The sequence below is a fragment of the Haemophilus sp. SZY H35 genome (genome assembly GCF_018829705.1).
In the GTDB taxonomy this organism is placed as follows: domain Bacteria; phylum Pseudomonadota; class Gammaproteobacteria; order Enterobacterales; family Pasteurellaceae; genus Haemophilus; species Haemophilus haemolyticus_K.
In genome coordinates this window covers 14,912-33,510 of the sequence record NZ_JAHKJZ010000002.1, presented here as the reverse complement: position 1 = coordinate 33,510, position 18,599 = coordinate 14,912, and the positions used below count along the sequence as shown (strand labels likewise).

At 37.9% G+C, this 18,599-nt stretch carries 17 protein-coding genes; 9 read left to right on the top strand and 8 right to left on the bottom strand.

Features of this window, described 5'->3' with window-relative positions; translation table 11 throughout:
• Positions 1-14: 14 nt before the first annotated feature.
• From KP710_RS03715 to fdnG, 3 genes are read right to left on the bottom strand one after another with little or no spacing between them, the layout of a single operon-like run.
• The gene (locus KP710_RS03715) at positions 15-731 is read right to left on the bottom strand and encodes a formate dehydrogenase subunit gamma (protein WP_048953726.1); all 717 of its coding nucleotides are present in this window, start codon (positions 729-731) and stop codon (positions 15-17) included.
• On the bottom strand, positions 724-1,662 hold the full coding sequence (gene fdxH, locus KP710_RS03710; protein WP_048953725.1) for a formate dehydrogenase subunit beta: 939 nt from the start codon (positions 1,660-1,662) through the stop codon (positions 724-726). Before fdxH ends, KP710_RS03715 begins: the two co-directional genes overlap by 8 nt.
• Position 1,663: 1 nt before the next feature.
• Entirely contained in the window at positions 1,664-4,750 is a 3,087-nt protein-coding gene (gene fdnG / locus KP710_RS03705) for a formate dehydrogenase-N subunit alpha (RefSeq protein WP_140450234.1), read from the bottom strand.
• A 286-nt stretch (positions 4,751-5,036) separates the two neighbouring features.
• Here fdnG and fdhD point away from each other — a divergent pair, with 286 nt between their 5' ends.
• Entirely contained in the window at positions 5,037-5,849 is an 813-nt protein-coding gene (fdhD, locus tag KP710_RS03700; RefSeq protein WP_111407477.1) for a formate dehydrogenase accessory sulfurtransferase FdhD, read from the top strand.
• Positions 5,850-5,911: 62 nt separating this feature from the next.
• Here the strand turns inward: fdhD and KP710_RS03695 are convergent, their stop codons facing one another.
• The 3 genes from KP710_RS03695 to KP710_RS03685 form a co-directional block, all read right to left on the bottom strand.
• Positions 5,912-6,949: an ABC transporter substrate-binding protein gene (locus tag KP710_RS03695; protein WP_111407476.1), complete on the bottom strand. Its 1,038-nt coding sequence runs from the start codon at positions 6,947-6,949 to the stop codon at positions 5,912-5,914.
• A 92-nt stretch (positions 6,950-7,041) separates the two neighbouring features.
• The gene (locus KP710_RS09570; protein WP_111407475.1) at positions 7,042-7,608 is read right to left on the bottom strand and encodes an aminotransferase class IV family protein; all 567 of its coding nucleotides are present in this window, start codon (positions 7,606-7,608) and stop codon (positions 7,042-7,044) included.
• Positions 7,608-8,579 carry an aminodeoxychorismate synthase component I gene (locus KP710_RS03685; protein WP_215770707.1) on the bottom strand — a complete coding sequence of 324 codons (972 nt, stop codon included), beginning with the start codon at positions 8,577-8,579 and terminating at the stop codon, positions 7,608-7,610. The genes KP710_RS09570 and KP710_RS03685 overlap by 1 nt, the downstream gene beginning before the upstream one ends.
• Positions 8,580-8,642: 63 nt before the next feature.
• Here KP710_RS03685 and KP710_RS03680 point away from each other — a divergent pair, with 63 nt between their 5' ends.
• The 8 genes from KP710_RS03680 to KP710_RS03645 all read left to right on the top strand — a co-directional run bounded on the left by KP710_RS03680 (position 8,643) and on the right by KP710_RS03645 (position 15,968).
• Entirely contained in the window at positions 8,643-9,224 is a 582-nt protein-coding gene (locus tag KP710_RS03680; RefSeq protein ID WP_215770602.1) for an anthranilate synthase component II, read from the top strand.
• An 84-nt stretch (positions 9,225-9,308) separates the two neighbouring features.
• Entirely contained in the window at positions 9,309-10,463 is a 1,155-nt protein-coding gene (metK, locus tag KP710_RS03675) for a methionine adenosyltransferase (RefSeq protein WP_005627231.1), read from the top strand.
• Between the two features lie 64 nt (positions 10,464-10,527).
• On the top strand, positions 10,528-11,043 hold the full coding sequence (locus KP710_RS03670; protein ID WP_215770601.1) for a SprT family zinc-dependent metalloprotease: 516 nt from the start codon (positions 10,528-10,530) through the stop codon (positions 11,041-11,043).
• A gap of 50 nt (positions 11,044-11,093) precedes the next feature.
• A complete protein-coding gene (locus tag KP710_RS03665) occupies positions 11,094-11,606 on the top strand; it encodes an OmpW family outer membrane protein (RefSeq protein ID WP_215770922.1) in 513 nt (170 codons plus the stop codon).
• Between the two features lie 212 nt (positions 11,607-11,818).
• Complete coding sequence (htpG, locus tag KP710_RS03660) at positions 11,819-13,699, top strand: molecular chaperone HtpG (RefSeq protein WP_215770921.1); 1,881 nt, start codon at positions 11,819-11,821, stop codon at positions 13,697-13,699.
• An 81-nt stretch (positions 13,700-13,780) separates the two neighbouring features.
• Entirely contained in the window at positions 13,781-14,125 is a 345-nt protein-coding gene (locus tag KP710_RS03655; protein WP_111407469.1) for an ArsC family reductase, read from the top strand.
• A 27-nt stretch (positions 14,126-14,152) separates the two neighbouring features.
• On the top strand, positions 14,153-15,286 hold the full coding sequence (dapE, locus tag KP710_RS03650; protein ID WP_111407468.1) for a succinyl-diaminopimelate desuccinylase: 1,134 nt from the start codon (positions 14,153-14,155) through the stop codon (positions 15,284-15,286).
• Between the two features lies 1 nt (position 15,287).
• On the top strand, positions 15,288-15,968 hold the full coding sequence (locus KP710_RS03645) for a M15 family metallopeptidase (RefSeq protein ID WP_111407467.1): 681 nt from the start codon (positions 15,288-15,290) through the stop codon (positions 15,966-15,968).
• A gap of 35 nt (positions 15,969-16,003) precedes the next feature.
• Here the strand turns inward: KP710_RS03645 and fbpC are convergent, their stop codons facing one another.
• The gene (gene fbpC, locus KP710_RS03640) at positions 16,004-17,074 is read right to left on the bottom strand and encodes a Fe(3+) ABC transporter ATP-binding protein FbpC (protein WP_165818735.1); all 1,071 of its coding nucleotides are present in this window, start codon (positions 17,072-17,074) and stop codon (positions 16,004-16,006) included.
• Positions 17,061-18,581, bottom strand: a complete 1,521-nt coding sequence (locus tag KP710_RS03635) for an ABC transporter permease (RefSeq protein ID WP_065265222.1) — start codon at positions 18,579-18,581, stop codon at positions 17,061-17,063. Before KP710_RS03635 ends, fbpC begins: the two co-directional genes overlap by 14 nt.
• Positions 18,582-18,599 lie beyond the last annotated feature (18 nt).

Sequence of the window (18,599 nt, the reverse complement as noted above, 5' to 3'; positions counted from 1 at the left end):
TTCATACTAGGGGGTTATTTTCCAAAGCCTTTAAATAATACTTTGGTTTTCCCACCTTTGTCATTTTTTTCGTTAATAAGGTCATTCTCTAGTGCTTCTAACACCTCTTCACGATACCATTTTGGATGGTGTTTTTTCGCCCAGCGAACAGTTACCCATCCTTCAACAATACCACGAATAGAGCCCTTGATCCAAAATGCCATATACATATGTACTAGGATGCCAGTGAATAGCATGAAAGCACTTAATGAGTGAAGCAAAATTGCAATACGCAATACTGGAATTGAGAAGTAATGTGAGAAGTATTGGCGCCACATAATGATGCCTGTTACTAATAATGTCACCATAGCTAAATTTAATGTCCAAAATAACATTTTTTGGCCAAAGTTATATTTACCATTATCAGCTACAGCATGCTCGTTACCTTTTAATACTTCTAATATGCCTTTTGCCCAGCGAATATCATTTTTTTCTGGAATATTGTGATCCCAGTATAATAACGCTAAGTAAATAAAAGCAAAGAACATTAATATCCCAGTGAACGGGTGAACTGCACGTGCAATTTGTGGTGTTCCCAAAATTTCTGTTAACCACGCAAAATCTGGGAAGAAAAAGGCAACCCCAGTGAACATTGTCATAAAAAAGCAAATTACCAACATCCAGTGGCTGATACGCGCAGGCGTTCTATGGCGGATAACGCGAGTATCGTTGCTAATTTCAATTTTACTCATGGTTTTCCCCCTTAGTTGATTTTTCTTCTTCAAATTCGTGGTGATGATCTTCCACATCTTCTTCTACATTTGGACCAACAGTTAAGTAGTGTGCGATTTCTGCAAGGGCTAAACCACCCATTGCCACCGCCGCAACTGGTTTTAACACATCTTTCCATAAAGTAACGCTTGGATCAATGCTTGGGTTTTTCGGAAGACCTGAATAAAGTTCAGGTTTATCTGCATGGTGTAATACATACATTACATGCGTACCACCAACACCTTCAGGATCGTAAAGCCCCGCATTTTCATAACCACGTGCTTTTAATTCAGCAATGCGTTGTTCTGCGTATACTTTCATTTCTTCCTTAGAACCGAAACGAATTGCACCAGTTGGACAGGTTTTCACGCAAGCAGGCTCTTGACCTACAGATACGCGATCCACGCAAAGGGTACATTTGTATACTCGATTATCTTCAGGATTCATTCGAGGAATATTGAATGGACATCCTGCGATACAATAGCCACAACCAATACATTTATCAGATTGGAAATCTACAATACCATTGGCGTATTGGATGATTGCGCCTGGTGATGGACAAGCTTTCAAACAGCCTGGTTCAGCACAGTGCATACAACCATCTTTACGAATTAACCATTCTAAACGATCGTTTTCTTCTACTTCGTTAAAACGCATTACTGTCCATGCTTTTGCATTGAGATCAACAGGGTTATCATAGATCCCTACACACTGAGCATTGACATCAGAGCGGATATCATTCCACTCTGAACAGCCTACCTGACAAGCTTTACAGCCAATACAGGTAGTAACATCGATTAATTTTGCGACTTCAACTTTATGATCTCGCGCGTGTGGTGCAGGTGTTAAGCCTGAAGTTGCGGAGATTTTAATAACGTCTTGCGTTTGAACGCCTTGAGCAGTTCCTGCCATATTATGCCTCCCCAACTTTTTCAATATTCACCAAGAATGTTTTGTATTCTGGTGTTTGCGTGTTTGCCTCGCCCCAAGATGGTGTTAAGGTATTAGTAGCAAATCCACGATTACCTTTACCATTTAAGGCTTTCATATTCCAGTGAATTGGAAGACCTACATGGTGTACGGTACGTCCATCAATTTCTAGATCTTTAAGACGTTTTGTAACCACGGCAACAGCTTTAATATAGCCACGACGAGAAGTAATTTTTACCATATCGCCTTTTTGGATGCCTTTTTCTGCCGCTAATTTTTCACCGATTTCCACAAATTGTTGTGGTTGTGCGATGATATTTAATGCAGATTGTGCTGTCCAACTATGGAAGTGTTCCGTTAATCGGTAAGTTGTTGCCACGAATGGGAACTCTTTATTTGAACCGATAAATTCTTTATCTTCAGGATAAATACGTACTGTAGGATCACTTACCACTGCAGCGTGCAATGGGTTAGTATCTATTGGGCTTTCAACTGGCTCATAGTGTTCAGGCATTGGACCATTTGCAATTTTATCAACTGCAAATAAACGACCTACACCTTCAGCAGACATAATAAATGGTCCAGCATCAGAACCTGGTGGTTGTGTACCATAGTCTGCTACATCATGCCAGTTCCAGTTTTTACCATTCCATTTGATTAATTGGCGGTTTTTATCCCAAGGATTACCATTGATATCTAATGATGCACGGCTATAAAGTACACGACGGTTTGCAGGCCATGCAAAGCCCCAACCAATGGTGCAACCTAGACCTGATGGGTCTGAGTTATCACGATTTGCGGTTTGGTTACCTTTTTCAGTCCATTGACCAACATATAACCAGTTACCTGATGTTGTTGTACCATCATCACGTAAATGTGCAAATCCATTGAGTAATTGGCCTTTTTTGTACATCAAGTTACCGTTTGGATCATAAAGATCTTCAAGCGCATAACCATTTAATTCTTTGGCTAATTCTACCGCACTTGGTGAGTGTGGTTGAGCATAGTTCCAAGTCATTGCTTCAAAGGATTCAATACCGCGACCACCTTCTTTTTGATAAAGATGATGCATTTCTTCACGAATCATAGAAAGAATTTCAACGTCTGGTAATGCTTCACCTGGCTGATCGCAACCTTTCCAGTGCCATTGCGCCCAACGTCCTGAGTTTACAATTGAACCATCTTCTTCTGCGAAACAGGTTGTTGGTAGGCGGAAGACTTCAGTTTGAATTTCTGAAGAATTCACGTTGTTTGATTCACCAAAGTTTTTCCAGAATTCAGAGGATTCAGTTTGAAGCGGATCCATCACGATTAAGAATTTTAACTTACTCATTCCTGCAACAGTTTTGTTTTTGTTCGGTAATGAGTTTAACACGTTAAAGCCTTGTAAAATCCAACCGTGTAATTTGCCGTCATTCATCAATTTAACGTGAGTAATCGGGTCATATAAGCGATCTGCTTTTGGTAAGAAATCAAAACCCCAACCATTTTCTTTGGTTGCTTTATCACCGTAGAAGGTTTTCATCATACTAACAAAGAATTTTGAAGTATGACGATAATAGTTCACTTGGTTTGGAACAATATCTTTTGGTGTAATCGCGTTAATGTATTGCTCGTAAGAGGTATCTTTATCGTTTGGTAAACGCATGTAACCTGGTAAAGACATTGGCAATAGGCCCATATCTGTTGTACCTTGCACATTGGAGTGACCACGTAATGCATTAATACCACCACCAGGCATACCCATATTACCTAAAAGTAATTGGATCATCGCCATTGAACGAATATTTTGTGTACCGATTGAATGCTCGGTAAAGCCTAACGCATATAGATGCGTCATCGTTTTATTTGGTGCAGAGGTTTTACCAATTTCTTCACAGATTTGTAAGAAGAGTTTTTGTTTTACACCTGTAATGCGTTCAACCATTTCTGGGGTATAACGAGAAACATGCTCTTTTAAGATATTAATGACACAACGAGGGTGTTGTAATGTCATATCACGTTTAGCCTGTCCGTTCTCATCAAACTGATAGTTCCATTTAGATTTATCGTAGTTACGTTTTTCTTCGTTGTAACCTACAAATAAACCGTCCTCAAATTTGAAACCTTCGTCAACTAAGAATGAAGCATTAGTATAGTGTTTAACGTATTCGTGTTGAATTTGGTTTGTTTCCAATAAGTAACGGATTACACCCATTAAAAATGCGATATCTGAACCAGAACGAATTGGCGCATGTAAATCTGCAACAGAGGCTGTACGGTTAAAGCGTGGATCGATAACGATAAGTTTAGCACCGTTTTTCTTTGCTTCAATTGCCCAACGGAAGCCAACAGGGTGAGCTTCTGCAGGGTTACCGCCTTGAACAATGATAAGGTTGGCATTTTTAATATCAACCCAGTTATTTGTCATCGCACCGCGACCAAATGATGGAGCAAGACTTGCTACCGTTGGTCCGTGTCAAGTATTCGCTTGGTTACACATCGGTACCATACCCAACATCCGCACCCATTTATGAGTTAGTAGTGCGGCTTCGTTGCTTATGGCTGATGCAGTCATAATACCTGTAGTTGTCCAACGGTTCACGGTTTTGCCACTTGCATCTTTTTCAACGAAGTTAGCATCACGATCGTCTTTCAGTAAGCGAGCAATGCGTTTAATTGCATCTTGCCAAGAAATTCGTTCCCATTTATCAGAACCAGGTGCACGATATTGAGGATATAAAGAACGGCTTTCACTATTTACATAGTCTAATGCACCAGCACCTTTAGGGCAAAGTGCACCACGACTTACTGGATGATCTGGATCACCTTCAAGGTGAAATAATTTAGAACGAGTATTTGTGCTGGTGTGGCCACTTAATGTATCAGCAGGTTTTCCAGTGCTATATAACAACATACCGCAGCTTACGGCACAATATGTACAGGTGTTACGAGATTCGAATGCGCGTAATAATTTATATTCACGCGGTGCAGCCAATGCACTTGTAGGCGCAAAGCCCAACATTGCGGCTGAAGTTCCCGCCATACCACCTGCACAGACCTTAAAGAATTTTCTTCTTGAGATCTGCATAATCACTCCTTTACATTAACAGTGAGCGTTAATGTGTTTTAGATTTTTAGATAGTAAAAAATTCGCTTAGATAATTTGATTGATTTCGATAAAATAGCCTTATCGAAAGGTAACATAAAAAGGCGATAGCAAAAAACACCAATTTAAGCGGGCCTAAGGATAACGATTTTTTAACCATAAATCTATAATCAAATTACATTAGATTGCTAAAAATAAGTGATCTAGATCATAAAAATGAAACGAATTTAACAAAAATGTTACATGCGTGTAATGGATATAACAAGAAATGAACTGGCTTTTACGACACTCAATCTATTTGTTTAGAACAAATAAAAAAGAAGAAAAAATTACCGCACTTTTAACTGAGAAAGAGGATGATCTTGCTGTTGAAATCCCAGTTTCTCTTGTTTATAACGGTATTTCTCATGCCGTGATGATGTGCTCACCAAAGAATTTAGAAGATTTTGCATTGGGTTTTTCTCTAACAGAGGGAATTATTGATAAACCTTCGGATATTTATGGTATTGATGTGATAGAAGCTTGTAATGGTGTAGAAGTTCAAATTGAACTTTCTAGTCGAAAATTTATGACATTAAAAGAACATCGTCGAAACCTGACTGGGAGAACTGGTTGTGGTATTTGTGGCACAGAGCAGCTTAATCAAGTTTATAAACACTTCCCAAAATTAGAGCAAACCTTTCAGTTTGATATTAATCGATTAGATAGTTGTTTAACTACATTACAAATTCATCAACAACTTGCTCAACAAACAGGAGCGACACACGCTTGTGCTTTTTTTGATTTACAAGGCAATATGCTTGTAATTCGTGAGGATGTAGGGCGACATGTTGCACTAGATAAGCTACTTGGTTGGTATGCAAAAACGGATAAACCTCAGGGCTTTATTTTAGCGTCTAGTCGCGCGAGTTATGAAATGGTTCAAAAAACAATAGCTTGCGGTATAGAGATGTTAGTGACAATTTCTGCGGCTACAGATTTGGCTGTGAAAATGGCGAATGAGCATAATTTAACCCTAATTGGGTTTGCGAGAGAAGGGCGGGGGAATGTTTACTGTGGTAAAGTGCGGTTGAAATTTTAGTGAATATAAAACAGGAAATAGGGTAATGTACCTCTTCTATTTCCTGTTTTGTTTAGGGATATTTAACCTCTTTCTTTAATGTCTGATACCCATTGTTGAATCAAGCGTTTACCTTCTTTATCAGATCCAAATTTTATAAAATTCATATCTATAAGCTTAAGTTTGTCTGCGGGTGTAAAGCCTGGTGCTGGTTGGGCATAAATATTGGTCGGTAACTGATAAGAATCGCCAAATCGCCAAGGAATTTCTTGAGCTTCTTTGCTTAACACGAAATCAATAAATAATTTTGCGTTATCTAAATTACGCGCCCCTTTAATAATGCTTGCAGCCCCTAATGCGTATCCAACACCTTCACAAGGTAAAACACCTTCAACGGGTGCGCCTTTATTCTTTTCTTTAGCATAATTGAGCATGAAACCTATATCAATTGCGACATCACCTGTTGCCAAATAACTAGTTGCGAGCCCACTTTTTGTATATTGGGAAACATTGTGATCCAAGGATTTTAAGTAATCATTCGTTTTTTCTTCACCCCATAGAGAAATGAGTGTGCTTAATAATGAATAACCGGTTCCTGAAACACGTGGGTCTGCGTATTGAATTTCATTTTTGAATTCAGGTTTGGTTAAATCGGCGAAACATTTTGGTGGCGTAATCCCCAATGAGGCTAGTTTTTTAGTGTTAATGCCAATACCCATTTCCATTAGGTAAATAACAGATGTGAAATCACCGCGCTGAGCCATTAAGGATTTGAATTTGGGCATAATCTGTTTTTGTATTGGGGAGCGGTATTTTTCAAGTAAATTCAACTCGGCTGCTTGTAAATGCGGTTCAATAGTGCCCCCATACCAAACATCTGCTTGAGGATTTTCTTTTTCAGACTTGATTTTACCTAAAATGGTCCCTGTGCTATTGCGAATGAACTGTGTTTCTATTTGATATTTTTGAGCAAATGCTTTTGTCACTTGTTCACAAGTTGTATTTTGAACACTGCAATAGATGGTAAGTTTACCCGCAGCTTGAGCAGTAGAGGTAGCACTTAGTACGGCTAGCCCAAGAAGGGAAGCGAGTTTTAATGATGTTTGGAGAGGTTGTGCCATATTTTTCCTTATGATTATAGTGTCATGTTAAGCTAAGTCGCTAGGCAATATAAAATTTTAAAAAAATTTTGTAAAGAGAGGTAATACCCGTTTTAAAGTGTATTCATTGCATTAATGATTTTAATTTCGTCAAAATTGACAATATCTTCTTGAAATATTGTGCGTTCTTGAATTTTCCCATTTTGTAATAATTTTTCTCGTTGTGTGCCTAAAAGCAATGGCGTGTCTGGTGTGTACCATTTTTTTTCTTGGCGGAAAATTAAATTACCAATGGAACAATCTGTCACTTTTCCATTTTTGATAATAATAATTTCATCACAAGTGCCTCGTTGAGCAAACAATTTATTAATTAAACTGCGATCAGCATATTTCAAGCTATATTCGATATCGTCACAAATTACAGGTTGAAAAGTGCGGTAAATTTTTCGATAGTATTCAAAATATTGAATTTGTGTGGTTTTGTCATTGTAATCAATGCGGCAGCGAACTAATCGATTTTGTAAGGGCACTGGCAGTTGAATGAGTGAAAAAAGATTAAAAATTTTTACCGCACTTTTGCCATAAAATTGATATAAACTACGTTCATATCGCGCTTGGTGTAAATCGATATTTTGAATTTTCCCGTTTTCAATACAAAGGGTTTCAAATAGAGGATACATTAATCAGCACCTTCAATCGGTAAATAGACTTTTTCTAACAATTCTTCATATTCATCTTGCACATTGCTATGAATGGTAATTCCGCCTCCACTATGAAAATAAAATTTTTCATCTGTTTGAGAAATAAATCGAATTGCCACCGCACTTTGTAGTGTTTTACCATCAAATATGCCAAAAATTCCTGTGTAATAACCGCGTTTTTGTTTTTCTGCTTGTTGAATAATTTGTGTGGTTTTTTCTTTTGGAGCGCCACTTATGGAACCGGCAGGCAAGAGTGTCGCTAAAATATCCCCAATTTGATTTTGCCAGTTTTCATTCAATTTTCCGTAAATTTCAGAACTGGTTTGCAGTATTTCGCCTTTTTGTGTTTTGATGTGATCGATATAACGAAATTTTTTTACCTGAATGTTTTCTGCCACCATGGATAAATCGTTACGCATCAAATCAACAATCGTGTAATGTTCGTGTTGTTCTTTTTCATTTGTGAGTAACTGATTTTCTGCATTGGGCAGAGATGCATTAATTGTCCCTTTCATCGGATAAGTAAAAATGCTGTTGTCATGAATATTGACAAAACATTCTGGTGAGAAGCAAACAAATTGATCTTGTAACCACAATTTATAAGGAGCATTTGTTTGATGAAAAATCTGTTCAAGTGACAGATTACCTGAAATTTCAGTGGGGTAGGTGAGATTCAATAAATAAGAATTACCTTTTTGTAATTCACTTTGAACAAGTTCAAAACCTTGTTGATAACGAGAGAAGGGCATTGGATGTTTGGTAAAATTAAGAGGGAGGGGTTGTGGAGAAATCGTGCTATTTCTTTTCCCTAAAATATCAAAATAAATGCCTTGTTGTGCAGAATTTTCGAGAGGACAAATCAATGGTTTTTCTTTTTCAAAATCAACGAGAAAGAAAAATGGCGTGCGTTGTTTGCCATAATGATTAGCCTGTTCAATAAAATGTTGCATTGTGCTTTGTGCTTTGTGTCATTTTGCGTAAAATTGCCCGATTATAACGAATGCCGAGCGGTTATGAAATTACTCATCATTAATAATCACGATTCTTTTACTTTTAACTTGGTGGATTTAATTCGAAAATTAAATGTGCCTTATGATGTTTTAAACGTGGAAGATTTAAAGGAAAGTACAGCGGAAAAATATAGTCATATATTGATTTCACCAGGGCCTGATGTACCACGAGCTTATCCACAACTTTTTTCTATGTTGGAAAAATATTATCAGCAGAAATCTATTTTAGGTGTGTGTTTAGGGCATCAAACCTTATGTGAATTTTTTGGTGGTACATTGTATAACTTAGAGAAAGTCCGTCATGGTCAGAAACGAATTTTAAAAGTGCGGTCAAATTCTCCATTATTTTTTAGCCTTCCAAGGGAATTTAATATCGGGTTATATCATTCTTGGGGTGTACAGAAAAAAGATTTTCCTTATAGCCTAGAAGTTACCGCACTTTGTGATGAAGGTGTGGTAATGGCTATGCAGCATAAATCTTTACCAATTTATAGTGTTCAGTTTCATCCTGAATCTTATATGTCAGACTTTGGTGAACAAATTTTGCGTAATTGGTTGACTATTCCTACGACGATAAATCAATAATAGCGCTTGCTTATTAAGCTAAAATACGTATTATAGACGTCTATACGTCAATACATCTAAATTTAAAAGAAAAAGAGAGAAAATATGTCTAGCTATTTATTTACATCTGAATCTGTATCTGAAGGGCATCCAGATAAAATTGCCGATCAAATTTCTGATGCGGTACTTGATGAAATCCTAAAACAAGATCCAAAAGCACGAGTAGCTTGTGAGACCTACGTAAAAACTGGTATGGCATTGGTGGGTGGTGAAATCACAACATCAGCATGGGTCGATATTGAGAATTTAACGCGTAAAGTGATTTGTGATATTGGTTATGAACATTCTGAAATGGGGTTTGATGGCCATTCTTGTGCAGTGCTTAATGCGATTGGCAAACAATCTGCAGATATTAATCAAGGCGTTGATCGTGAAAATCCATTAGATCAAGGCGCAGGCGACCAAGGTATTATGTTTGGTTATGCCACTAATGAAACTGATGTATTAATGCCAGCTGCTATTACTTATGCTCATCGCTTAATGGAAAAACAAGCCGAAGTGCGTAAAAGCGGTAAATTAGCGTGGTTACGACCAGATGCGAAAAGCCAAGTAACGTTAAAATATGAAGATAATAAAATTGTTGGTGTGGATGCGGTTGTGCTTTCTACTCAACATTCTGAAGAAGTTAGTCAAAAAGATTTACATGAAGGTGTGATGGAAGAAATTATCAAACCTGTATTACCAAGTGAATGGCTTTCTAAAGAAACAAAATTCTTCATTAACCCGACTGGCCGTTTTGTTATTGGTGGACCGATGGGGGATTGTGGTTTAACTGGTCGTAAAATCATCGTAGATACTTACGGTGGTGCCGCTCGTCACGGTGGTGGCGCATTCTCAGGAAAAGATCCATCTAAAGTTGACCGTTCAGCAGCTTATGCGGCACGTTATGTAGCAAAAAATATTGTTGCAGCTGGTTTGGCAGATCGTTGTGAAATCCAACTTTCTTATGCGATTGGTGTGGCTGATCCAACATCTATCATGGTCGAAACCTTTGGAACTGGAAAAGTTGCGAATGAATTATTAGTGTCATTAGTTCGTGAATTCTTTGATTTACGTCCTTATGGTTTAATTAAAATGTTAGATTTAATCCAACCAATCTATCGTGAAACGGCAGCTTATGGTCATTTCGGTCGTGAGCAATTCCCTTGGGAAAAAGTGGATCGTGCAGCAGAATTACGTGTTGCAGCAGGATTAAAATAATCTTATTTTTTAATTTAGTAAATTATATAAAAGCCGCTCATCTAGCGGTTTTTTCTTTTCAATCATGACATCAATAGAGCAAATTCCATTTCGTCATTTAAAAATGCAAGTGCAACGTAAATTGAATCAGTCTTTGCAGCTTGTAGAGGGTTATTTTAAGCGAAAATTTACAATGCCTGATGTAAATTATGAGTTACGTGGAATAAAGGCAGGAGTGGCTTACCTACAAAAAAATGAAATAAAATTTAACCGCACTTTGTTATTAGAAAATGCGGATGAATTTATTCGACAAGTCGTGCCGCATGAGCTTGCGCATTTGATTGTGTATCAAATGTTTGGTAGTGTAAAACCTCATGGGAAAGAGTGGCAGCTTGTAATGAATGAAATTTTTAAGCTTCCTGCGGATACTTGCCATCAATTTGATATAAAAAATGTGCAAGGTAAAATCTTTGAATATCGTTGTGCGTGCCAAACACATTTTCTAAGTATTCGCCGACATAATAGAATAGTAAAAGAAAAGATTGAATATTTATGTAGAAAATGTAAAGGAAAATTAGTTTTTGTCGATGAAACAGAATAATTTTTGTGATATATTTTTCCAGCTTATTCAATAAATAAAGGAGTTATCCAATGAAAAAATCTTTATTAGCCGTTATTGTTGGTGCATTTGCCTTTGCTTCTGCTGCAAATGCGAATATCTATGCTGAAGGCGATATCGGTTTATCTCAAACTCAAGCAAACGGTAGCAATAATACTCGAGTTGAACCTCGTGTAGCGGTTGGTTATAAATTAGGAAATACGCGTGTTGCGGGTGATTATACTCATCATGGAAAAGTTGATGGTGCGAAAATTCACGGTTTAGGTGCATCAGTATTATATGATTTTGACACGAATTCTAAAGTTGAACCTTATGTAGGCGCCCGTGTTGCAGCTAACCAATTCAAACATGATAATCGAGCTAACCAAGTATATAAAAGTTCTTCTGAAACTAAAATTGGTTATGGTGTTGTAGCAGGTGCTAAATATAAATTAGATGGTAACTGGTATGCAAATGGCGGTGTTGAATACAATCGTCTAGGTAGTTTTGATAATACTAAAGTTAATAACTATGGTGCAAAAGTTGGTGTGGGTTACGGATTCTAATTTTTAAAGTACCCAAAACCTACTTAAGAAAACGCTTTTGGTTTAACGGTGATTGCTTATGGTGATCACCGTTATTCATTTCTAGATATTTTAGGAAAATGTTTGAATAAAATACGGTGAAAATTCACCGCACTTTGCGTTTCCCCTTGAAATCTTTCTTTTTATTCTTATATCTGTGACGTTCAATTTTTATCTTTATGAAGGAAAAAATTATGTCACAAAATCAAGAAACTCGCGGCTTTCAATCTGAAGTCAAACAACTACTCCAATTAATGATTCATTCTTTGTATTCCAACAAAGAAATTTTCTTACGTGAATTAATTTCTAATGCCTCTGATGCGGCAGATAAATTACGCTTTAAAGCGCTTTCTAACCCTGCTTTATATGAAGGCGATGGCGACTTACGTGTGCGTGTTAGCTTTGATGCGGATAAAGGAACGATCACGATCAGTGATAACGGCATTGGTATGACTCGTGAGCAAGTCATCGATCATTTGGGTACGATTGCAAAATCAGGAACAAAAGAATTTTTAACCGCACTTGGCCAAGATCAAGCAAAAAATAGCCAGCTTATTGGGCAGTTTGGTGTTGGTTTTTATTCTGCTTTTATTGTGGCAGATAAAGTGATTGTAAAAACTAGAGCAGCAGGTGAAGAGGCGGATAAAGCAGTACTTTGGGAATCTGCAGGTGAAGGTGAATATTCTGTGGCGGATATTGAGAAAAAATCCCGTGGCACAGATGTGATTTTACATTTACGCGAAGATGAAAAAGAATTTTTAAACGAATGGCGTTTGCGTGAAATTATCGGTAAATATTCTGACCATATTGGCTTGCCAGTGGAAATGCTAACGAAAGAATATGATGATGAAGACAAAGAGTGCGGTGAAAAATGGGAGAAAATTAATAAATCTGATGCACTTTGGACGCGTTCTAAAAATGATGTTTCCGATGAGGAATACAAAGAGTTTTATAAACACTTAAGCCATGATTTTGCTGATCCTGTTATTTGGGCGCATAACAAAGTGGAAGGAAATCAAGCATATACTAGTTTGCTTTATGTACCAGCTAAAGCACCTTGGGATTTATTTAATCGCGAACATAAACACGGCTTAAAACTTTATGTTCAACGCGTATTTATTATGGATGATGCTGAGCAATTTATGCCGAATTATCTCCGTTTTATGCGTGGTTTAATTGATAGCAATGACTTGCCATTAAATGTATCTCGTGAAATTTTGCAAGATAACAAAATTACTGCGGCATTACGCAAAGCATTAACTAAGCGTTCATTACAAATGCTAGAAAAATTAGCAAAAGATGATGCAGAAAAATATCTTCAATTTTGGAAAGAGTTTGGTTTAGTCTTAAAAGAAGGCCCTGCAGAAGATTTTGTTAATAAAGAAACTGTCGCCAAGTTATTGCGTTTTACTTCGACACATAATGATAGCAGCGAGCAAACTGTGTCTTTAGAAGATTACATCTCGCGTATGAAAGAGGGGCAAAAAGCCATCTATTACATTACAGCGGATAGTTATGTTGCTGCGAAAAATAGCCCGCACTTGGAACTATTCAATAAAAAAGGCATTGAGGTTTTATTGCTTTCCGATCGAATTGATGAATGGATGTTAAGCTATTTAACTGAATTCGATGGTAAACAATTACAAAGTATCACGAAAGCAGATTTGGATTTAGGCGATTTAGCGGATAAAGAATCTGAAACACAAAAACAACAAGATGAGGCTTTTGGTAGTTTTATTGAGCGCGTGAAAAACTTGCTTGGCGAACGTGTGAAAACGGTGCGTTTAACTCACAATTTAACGGATACACCAGCGGTGGTTTCTACGGATAATGATCAAATGACGACTCAAATGGCGAAATTGTTTGCAGCCGCAGGGCAACCTGTACCAGAAGTAAAATACACCTTTGAACTTAATCCAGAACACCACTTAGTGAAAAAAGTGGCTGATATTGCAGATGAAACAGAATTTGCTGATTGGGTGGAATTATTACTTGAACAAGCTATGCTAGCAGAGCGTGGCTCTTTGGAAAACCCAGCTGCATTTATTAAACGCATAAATAAGTTGTTAGGTTAATTCATTTGAGATGAAGTAGTATAAGGGTTAAAATCCTCAATCTGATTAGATTGAGGATTTTTCTTATTTTTTAGGTGAAACATGATTACAGTTTACGGCATTAAAAATTGCGATACAGTAAAAAAAGCGTTGAAATGGCTAGCGGATCACAACATTGAACACAAATTTCACGACTACCGTGTTGATGGGTTAGATTTGAACTTTTTAACCCAAGCAGAAGCTCAATTTGGCTGGGATGTGTTGGTGAATAAACGCAGTACAACTTGGCGTAATTTGGATGAACAAGTTAAAAATTCTCTTGATAAAACTACCGCACTTTCCGTGTTGGAGGAAAATCCAACCTTGATTAAACGCCCAATTATTTTACAAGATGGGAAGGCATTAATTGGATTTAATGAAAAGGAATATCAGGTTGCTTTTGCTTAAAGTGCGGTTATTTTCTTAGGAGTTTTTATGAGAGAAAAAGTGATTTCGTTAGCGCAAGATTTAATTCGTCGGCCATCTATTAGCCCGAATGACGAAGGCTGTCAGCAAATTATTGCCGAACGTTTAGAAAAATTAGGTTTTCAAATTGAATGGATGCCTTTTAATGATACGTTAAATTTGTGGGCAAAACACGGAACGGGTAAGCCAGTTATTGCTTTCGCTGGACATACGGATGTTGTGCCTACTGGCGATGAAAATCAGTGGTCGTCTTCGCCGTTTTCTGCTGAGATTATTGATGGCATGCTTTATGGTCGTGGTGCGGCGGATATGAAAGGCTCCCTTGCTGCAATGATTGTGGCGGCGGAAGAATATGTAAAAGCAAATCCTAACCATAAAGGCACCATTGCATTATTGATTACCTCTGACGAAGAGGCAGCCGCAAAAGATGGTACTGTGCGTGTGGTTGAGACTTTAATGGCGCGTGATGAAAAAATTACTTATTGTATGGTTGGCGAGCCATCGAGTTCCAAAAACTTGGGTGATGTTGTCAAAAATGGTCGCCGCGGCTCAATTACAGGGAATCTTTGTGTTCAGGGAATTCAAGGGCACGTGGCATATCCGCATTTAGCTGAAAATCCAATCCATAAAGCTGCGCCATTTTTGCAAGAATTAACAACTTACCAATGGGATGAAGGTAATGATTTTTTTCCTCCAACAAGCCTACAGATTGCTAATATTCACGCAGGTACGGGAAGTAATAATGTGATTCCAGGCGAGTTATATATTCAGTTCAATTTGCGTTATTGCACAGAAGTCACGGATGAAATAATCAAGCAAAAAGTAGCTGAAATGCTAGAAAAACATAATTTGAAATATCGTATTGAATGGAATTTATCAGGTAAACCATTTTTAACAAAACCAGGTAAATTATTAGATTCGATAACCTCCGCTATTGAGGAAACAACAGGCATAACGCCAAAGGCTGAAACAGGTGGTGGCACCTCAGACGGTCGTTTTATTGCATTGATGGGCGCTGAAGTAGTGGAATTTGGGCCACTTAACGCAACAATTCATAAAGTCAACGAATGTGTCAGTGTAGAAGATCTTGGCAAGTGCGGTGAGATTTATCACAAAATGTTAGTGAATTTATTGGATAGCTAAAATGAAATTAACGCCAGAAATGCTTACAGGAAAGTCCCGTGAGCATTTAGTCAATTTACTCGCAACTCATTCATCACATCATTTTTTGCAAACACAAGCTGTGCAAGCATTTCAAGGTTTGCAACAAAGTGCGGCAAAAAATGGCTTTAATTTACAGCCTGCGAGCAGTTTTCGTGATTTTGAACGCCAACAGCTTATTTGGAACAGCAAATTTAAGGGTGATAGAAAAGTTCATGATGATGCTGGTAAAGGATTAGATTTGAGCCAATTAGATGACTGGCAAAAATGTCAGGCAATTTTACGTTGGTCTGCATTGCCAGGGGCTAGTCGTCATCATTGGGGAACGGAAGTGGATATTTTCGATCCTGATCTTTTGCCACGGGGGCAATCTTTACAACTGGAGCCTTGGGAATATGAAAAAGGCGGCTACTTCTTTGAATTGAGTGAATTTCTTACCGAAAATTTACCGCACTTTGATTTTGCTTTGCCTTTTATGAATATGCACTCCAATAAGAAAGTGGGGCGGGAGCCTTGGCATATTAGTTATTTGCCGTTAGCTGAATTAGCGAGCCAGCAATTTTCTCTAGACATTTTGCAACAGGCATGGAAAGGGGAAAATATTTTAGGGGCAGACTGTTTAATATCAAATCTTGAACAAATTTTTTCTGAATATATTGTTTAAAAATAAAGCCTTATCGTGAAGATAAGGCTTTATTTTTAGGCGTAAAAAAGCCCTTTTCCATGTAAATAAATTGGCAGCTCATCGCCAATCGATAAATCGGGGGAAATGATGTTCTCAATCCATATTGAGTAGCCATTAATTTCAATTTGAATAGCAGTAATTTTCCCTTTAAATTCGATTTGTTTCACTTGCCCTTTGAAAAGTGCGGTTGGATTTTCCGATGTTTTAAACAGGCTGAATTGTTCTGGACGAAGCAAAATCTTACCTTGTTTTTGTGAGATTGATTTATTTTTTATGGGAATATTGCCTAATTGGCATTGAAGGGTGTTTTCATCAATCAGATTCGCCGATAGCACAATGTTGTCACCAATAAAACTTGCGGTTTCAATATGATTAGGCGACCAATAAAGTGTACGAGGCGTGTCGATTTGTAAAATTTTTCCTTGTTGGATAACCGCGATTTTATCCGCATAACGTAATGCTTCATCACGATCATGAGTGACGAAAATCGCTGATGCACCACTTTGACGCAGCGCTTTTAGCATATCATGACGAATTTGCTGGCGAAGATGTTCATCTAAGGCACTAAAAGGTTCATCCAATAAAATTAGTTCTGGATTCGGCGCCAATGCTCGAGCTAGCGCCACACGTTGTTGTTGTCCGCCTGATAGTTGGTGAGGAAAACGTTCTGCCAGTTCACTAATTCCAGTGAGTTGCATTGCCTGCTCAATCCGCATTTTCTCTTCGCCCGTTTTCCCTTTGCCATTCCCTAATCCGTAAGCAATGTTGCGATAGACATTTAAGTGAGGGAACAGGACGCCTTCTTGTACCACATAACCTAGATGGCGCTGTTGAGTTGGCACATTAGAATTCTCGCCAAAAATTAACCGCTCTTTTAGCCAAATTTCGCCCGTATTAGGTTGTTCAAATCCTGCGATCGCTCGCAATAACGTTGTTTTTCCACAACCAGAGGTACCAAGCAAAAAGAGGATTTCACCTCGTTGCAAGGTAAAGGAAATATCGTGAAGAACTTGTTGTTCATTAAAAAATTTATTGAGATTTTTAACGGCTAATAACGGATTATTTATCATTTTATTTAAATGCATATTTTTTCAATAAAAACACAGGAATCCCTGAAAAGAGAACGAGCATGAGTGCATAAGGCGTTGCTGCAGCGTATTGCGCATCACTAGTATATTCCCAAACGGCAATCGAAAGGGTTTTGATGTCGTTTGGCGTGAGCAAAAGTGTTGCCGTAAGCTCTTTCATTAAATTCAAAAATACTAGAGAGAATGCCGCCGCAATGCCTGGTAGCATTGCTGGTAATGTTAAAGTTCGGAAAATATAGAATGGGCTTCGTCCTAGGCTTTGTCCTACTTTCTCAATATTATCAGAAAGTTGTTCAAGTGAGGCTCTAAGTGTGGTTTGTGCCATTGGTAAATAGAGCATAAAGTAAGCCACGATGATAACTAAAAAGGTTTGATATAAGCTGTTGGCATAGTTGATCGTAAAGTAGATCAGTGATAATGCGATAACTAAGCCGGGTACGGCGTGTAATAGGTAAGGTAAGCGATCAATCCAAACGGTTAATTTGCTACGATAGCGTACAGCTGCCCAAACCAATGGCAAAGCACAAACTACGGTAAGCAATGCGCCTAGTCCTGAAATGATAAATGAATTACTGAATGCCGATAAAAATTCTGAAAAATCACCTGCACTTTCGAGTGAAGTTCCCACTATAAGCCAGTAAATTAACATAATCACAGGCACGCCAATGCTTAAGATGAATATACTAGAGAAAAATCCGAAGGTTAAACATTGTTTGCCAAAGGAAAGTGTTTTTACTGGATAAGGACGAGTGACACCTTTTCCACTGTTGTAAAGTGTTTGTTTACCGCGGAAGAATGTTTCTCCCAGCACAATAATGCTACAAATTGCCATTAATACAGCAGAAAGTAGTGCTGCGGTGCTGTTATTAAAAGACATTTCATATTCTTGGAAAATAGCTGTGGTGAATGTTTGGTAATTCAAAATAGAAACCGCACCAAAATCTACCAGCATATGTAATGCTATTAGCAATAAACTACTACCGATTGCTGGTTTTAATTGTGGGAAAATTGCGTGCCAAAAGGTGTAAGTTTGGCTTTTTCCTAATGAAAGGCTTACTTCTTCAAGGGAGCGGTCAAGTCGTTTAAGTGTAGCTGAAATAGGCAAGTAAGCGAGTGGGAAAGAGCTTAATGTCATGATGCCAATCGTTCCCCAAAAACCTTCTACTCGAAAGGTTAGGCTGATCCAAGTAAAACAACTCACAAAGGCTGGAATACAAAGTGGTAAGCTCATCGCCACTTCAAAAAATGATTTGCCGAAAAAACGGTAGCGTTCAAGTAAAAATGCACAAAGAGTACCGAGAGAAATGGAGCCAATGGTTACACAGACCATGAGAAGCATTGTGTTGCTCAGTAATTCCGCCATTCTCGGGCGAATAAGAAGCTCAAAGCTACGATCTAATCCGACTTCAATCGCACGGAAAAGAATATACAGAAATGGTAATAAGAGCGGTAAACCAATAAGTAAAATAATGATGGTGAGCCAAAGTGGGGGAGTTCGGGTCAAAAGATAATCCTTTATATG

Coding starts and splice junctions, on each gene's coding strand:
- KP710_RS09570 (WP_111407475.1), bottom strand. CDS start 7,608: ATGTATCCTCTATTTGAAACCCTTTGTATTGAAAACGGGAAAATTCAA.
- htpG (WP_215770921.1), top strand. CDS start 11,819: ATGTCACAAAATCAAGAAACTCGCGGCTTTCAATCTGAAGTCAAACAA.
- KP710_RS03715 (WP_048953726.1), bottom strand. CDS start 731: ATGAGTAAAATTGAAATTAGCAACGATACTCGCGTTATCCGCCATAGA.
- KP710_RS03695 (WP_111407476.1), bottom strand. CDS start 6,949: ATGGCACAACCTCTCCAAACATCATTAAAACTCGCTTCCCTTCTTGGG.
- KP710_RS03680 (WP_215770602.1), top strand. CDS start 8,643: ATGAAATTACTCATCATTAATAATCACGATTCTTTTACTTTTAACTTG.
- fbpC (WP_165818735.1), bottom strand. CDS start 17,074: ATGCATTTAAATAAAATGATAAATAATCCGTTATTAGCCGTTAAAAAT.
- KP710_RS03665 (WP_215770922.1), top strand. CDS start 11,094: ATGAAAAAATCTTTATTAGCCGTTATTGTTGGTGCATTTGCCTTTGCT.
- dapE (WP_111407468.1), top strand. CDS start 14,153: ATGAGAGAAAAAGTGATTTCGTTAGCGCAAGATTTAATTCGTCGGCCA.
- KP710_RS03685 (WP_215770707.1), bottom strand. CDS start 8,579: ATGCAACATTTTATTGAACAGGCTAATCATTATGGCAAACAACGCACG.
- metK (WP_005627231.1), top strand. CDS start 9,309: ATGTCTAGCTATTTATTTACATCTGAATCTGTATCTGAAGGGCATCCA.
- KP710_RS03655 (WP_111407469.1), top strand. CDS start 13,781: ATGATTACAGTTTACGGCATTAAAAATTGCGATACAGTAAAAAAAGCG.
- KP710_RS03670 (WP_215770601.1), top strand. CDS start 10,528: ATGACATCAATAGAGCAAATTCCATTTCGTCATTTAAAAATGCAAGTG.
- KP710_RS03645 (WP_111407467.1), top strand. CDS start 15,288: ATGAAATTAACGCCAGAAATGCTTACAGGAAAGTCCCGTGAGCATTTA.
- fdxH (WP_048953725.1), bottom strand. CDS start 1,662: ATGGCAGGAACTGCTCAAGGCGTTCAAACGCAAGACGTTATTAAAATC.
- fdhD (WP_111407477.1), top strand. CDS start 5,037: ATGAACTGGCTTTTACGACACTCAATCTATTTGTTTAGAACAAATAAA.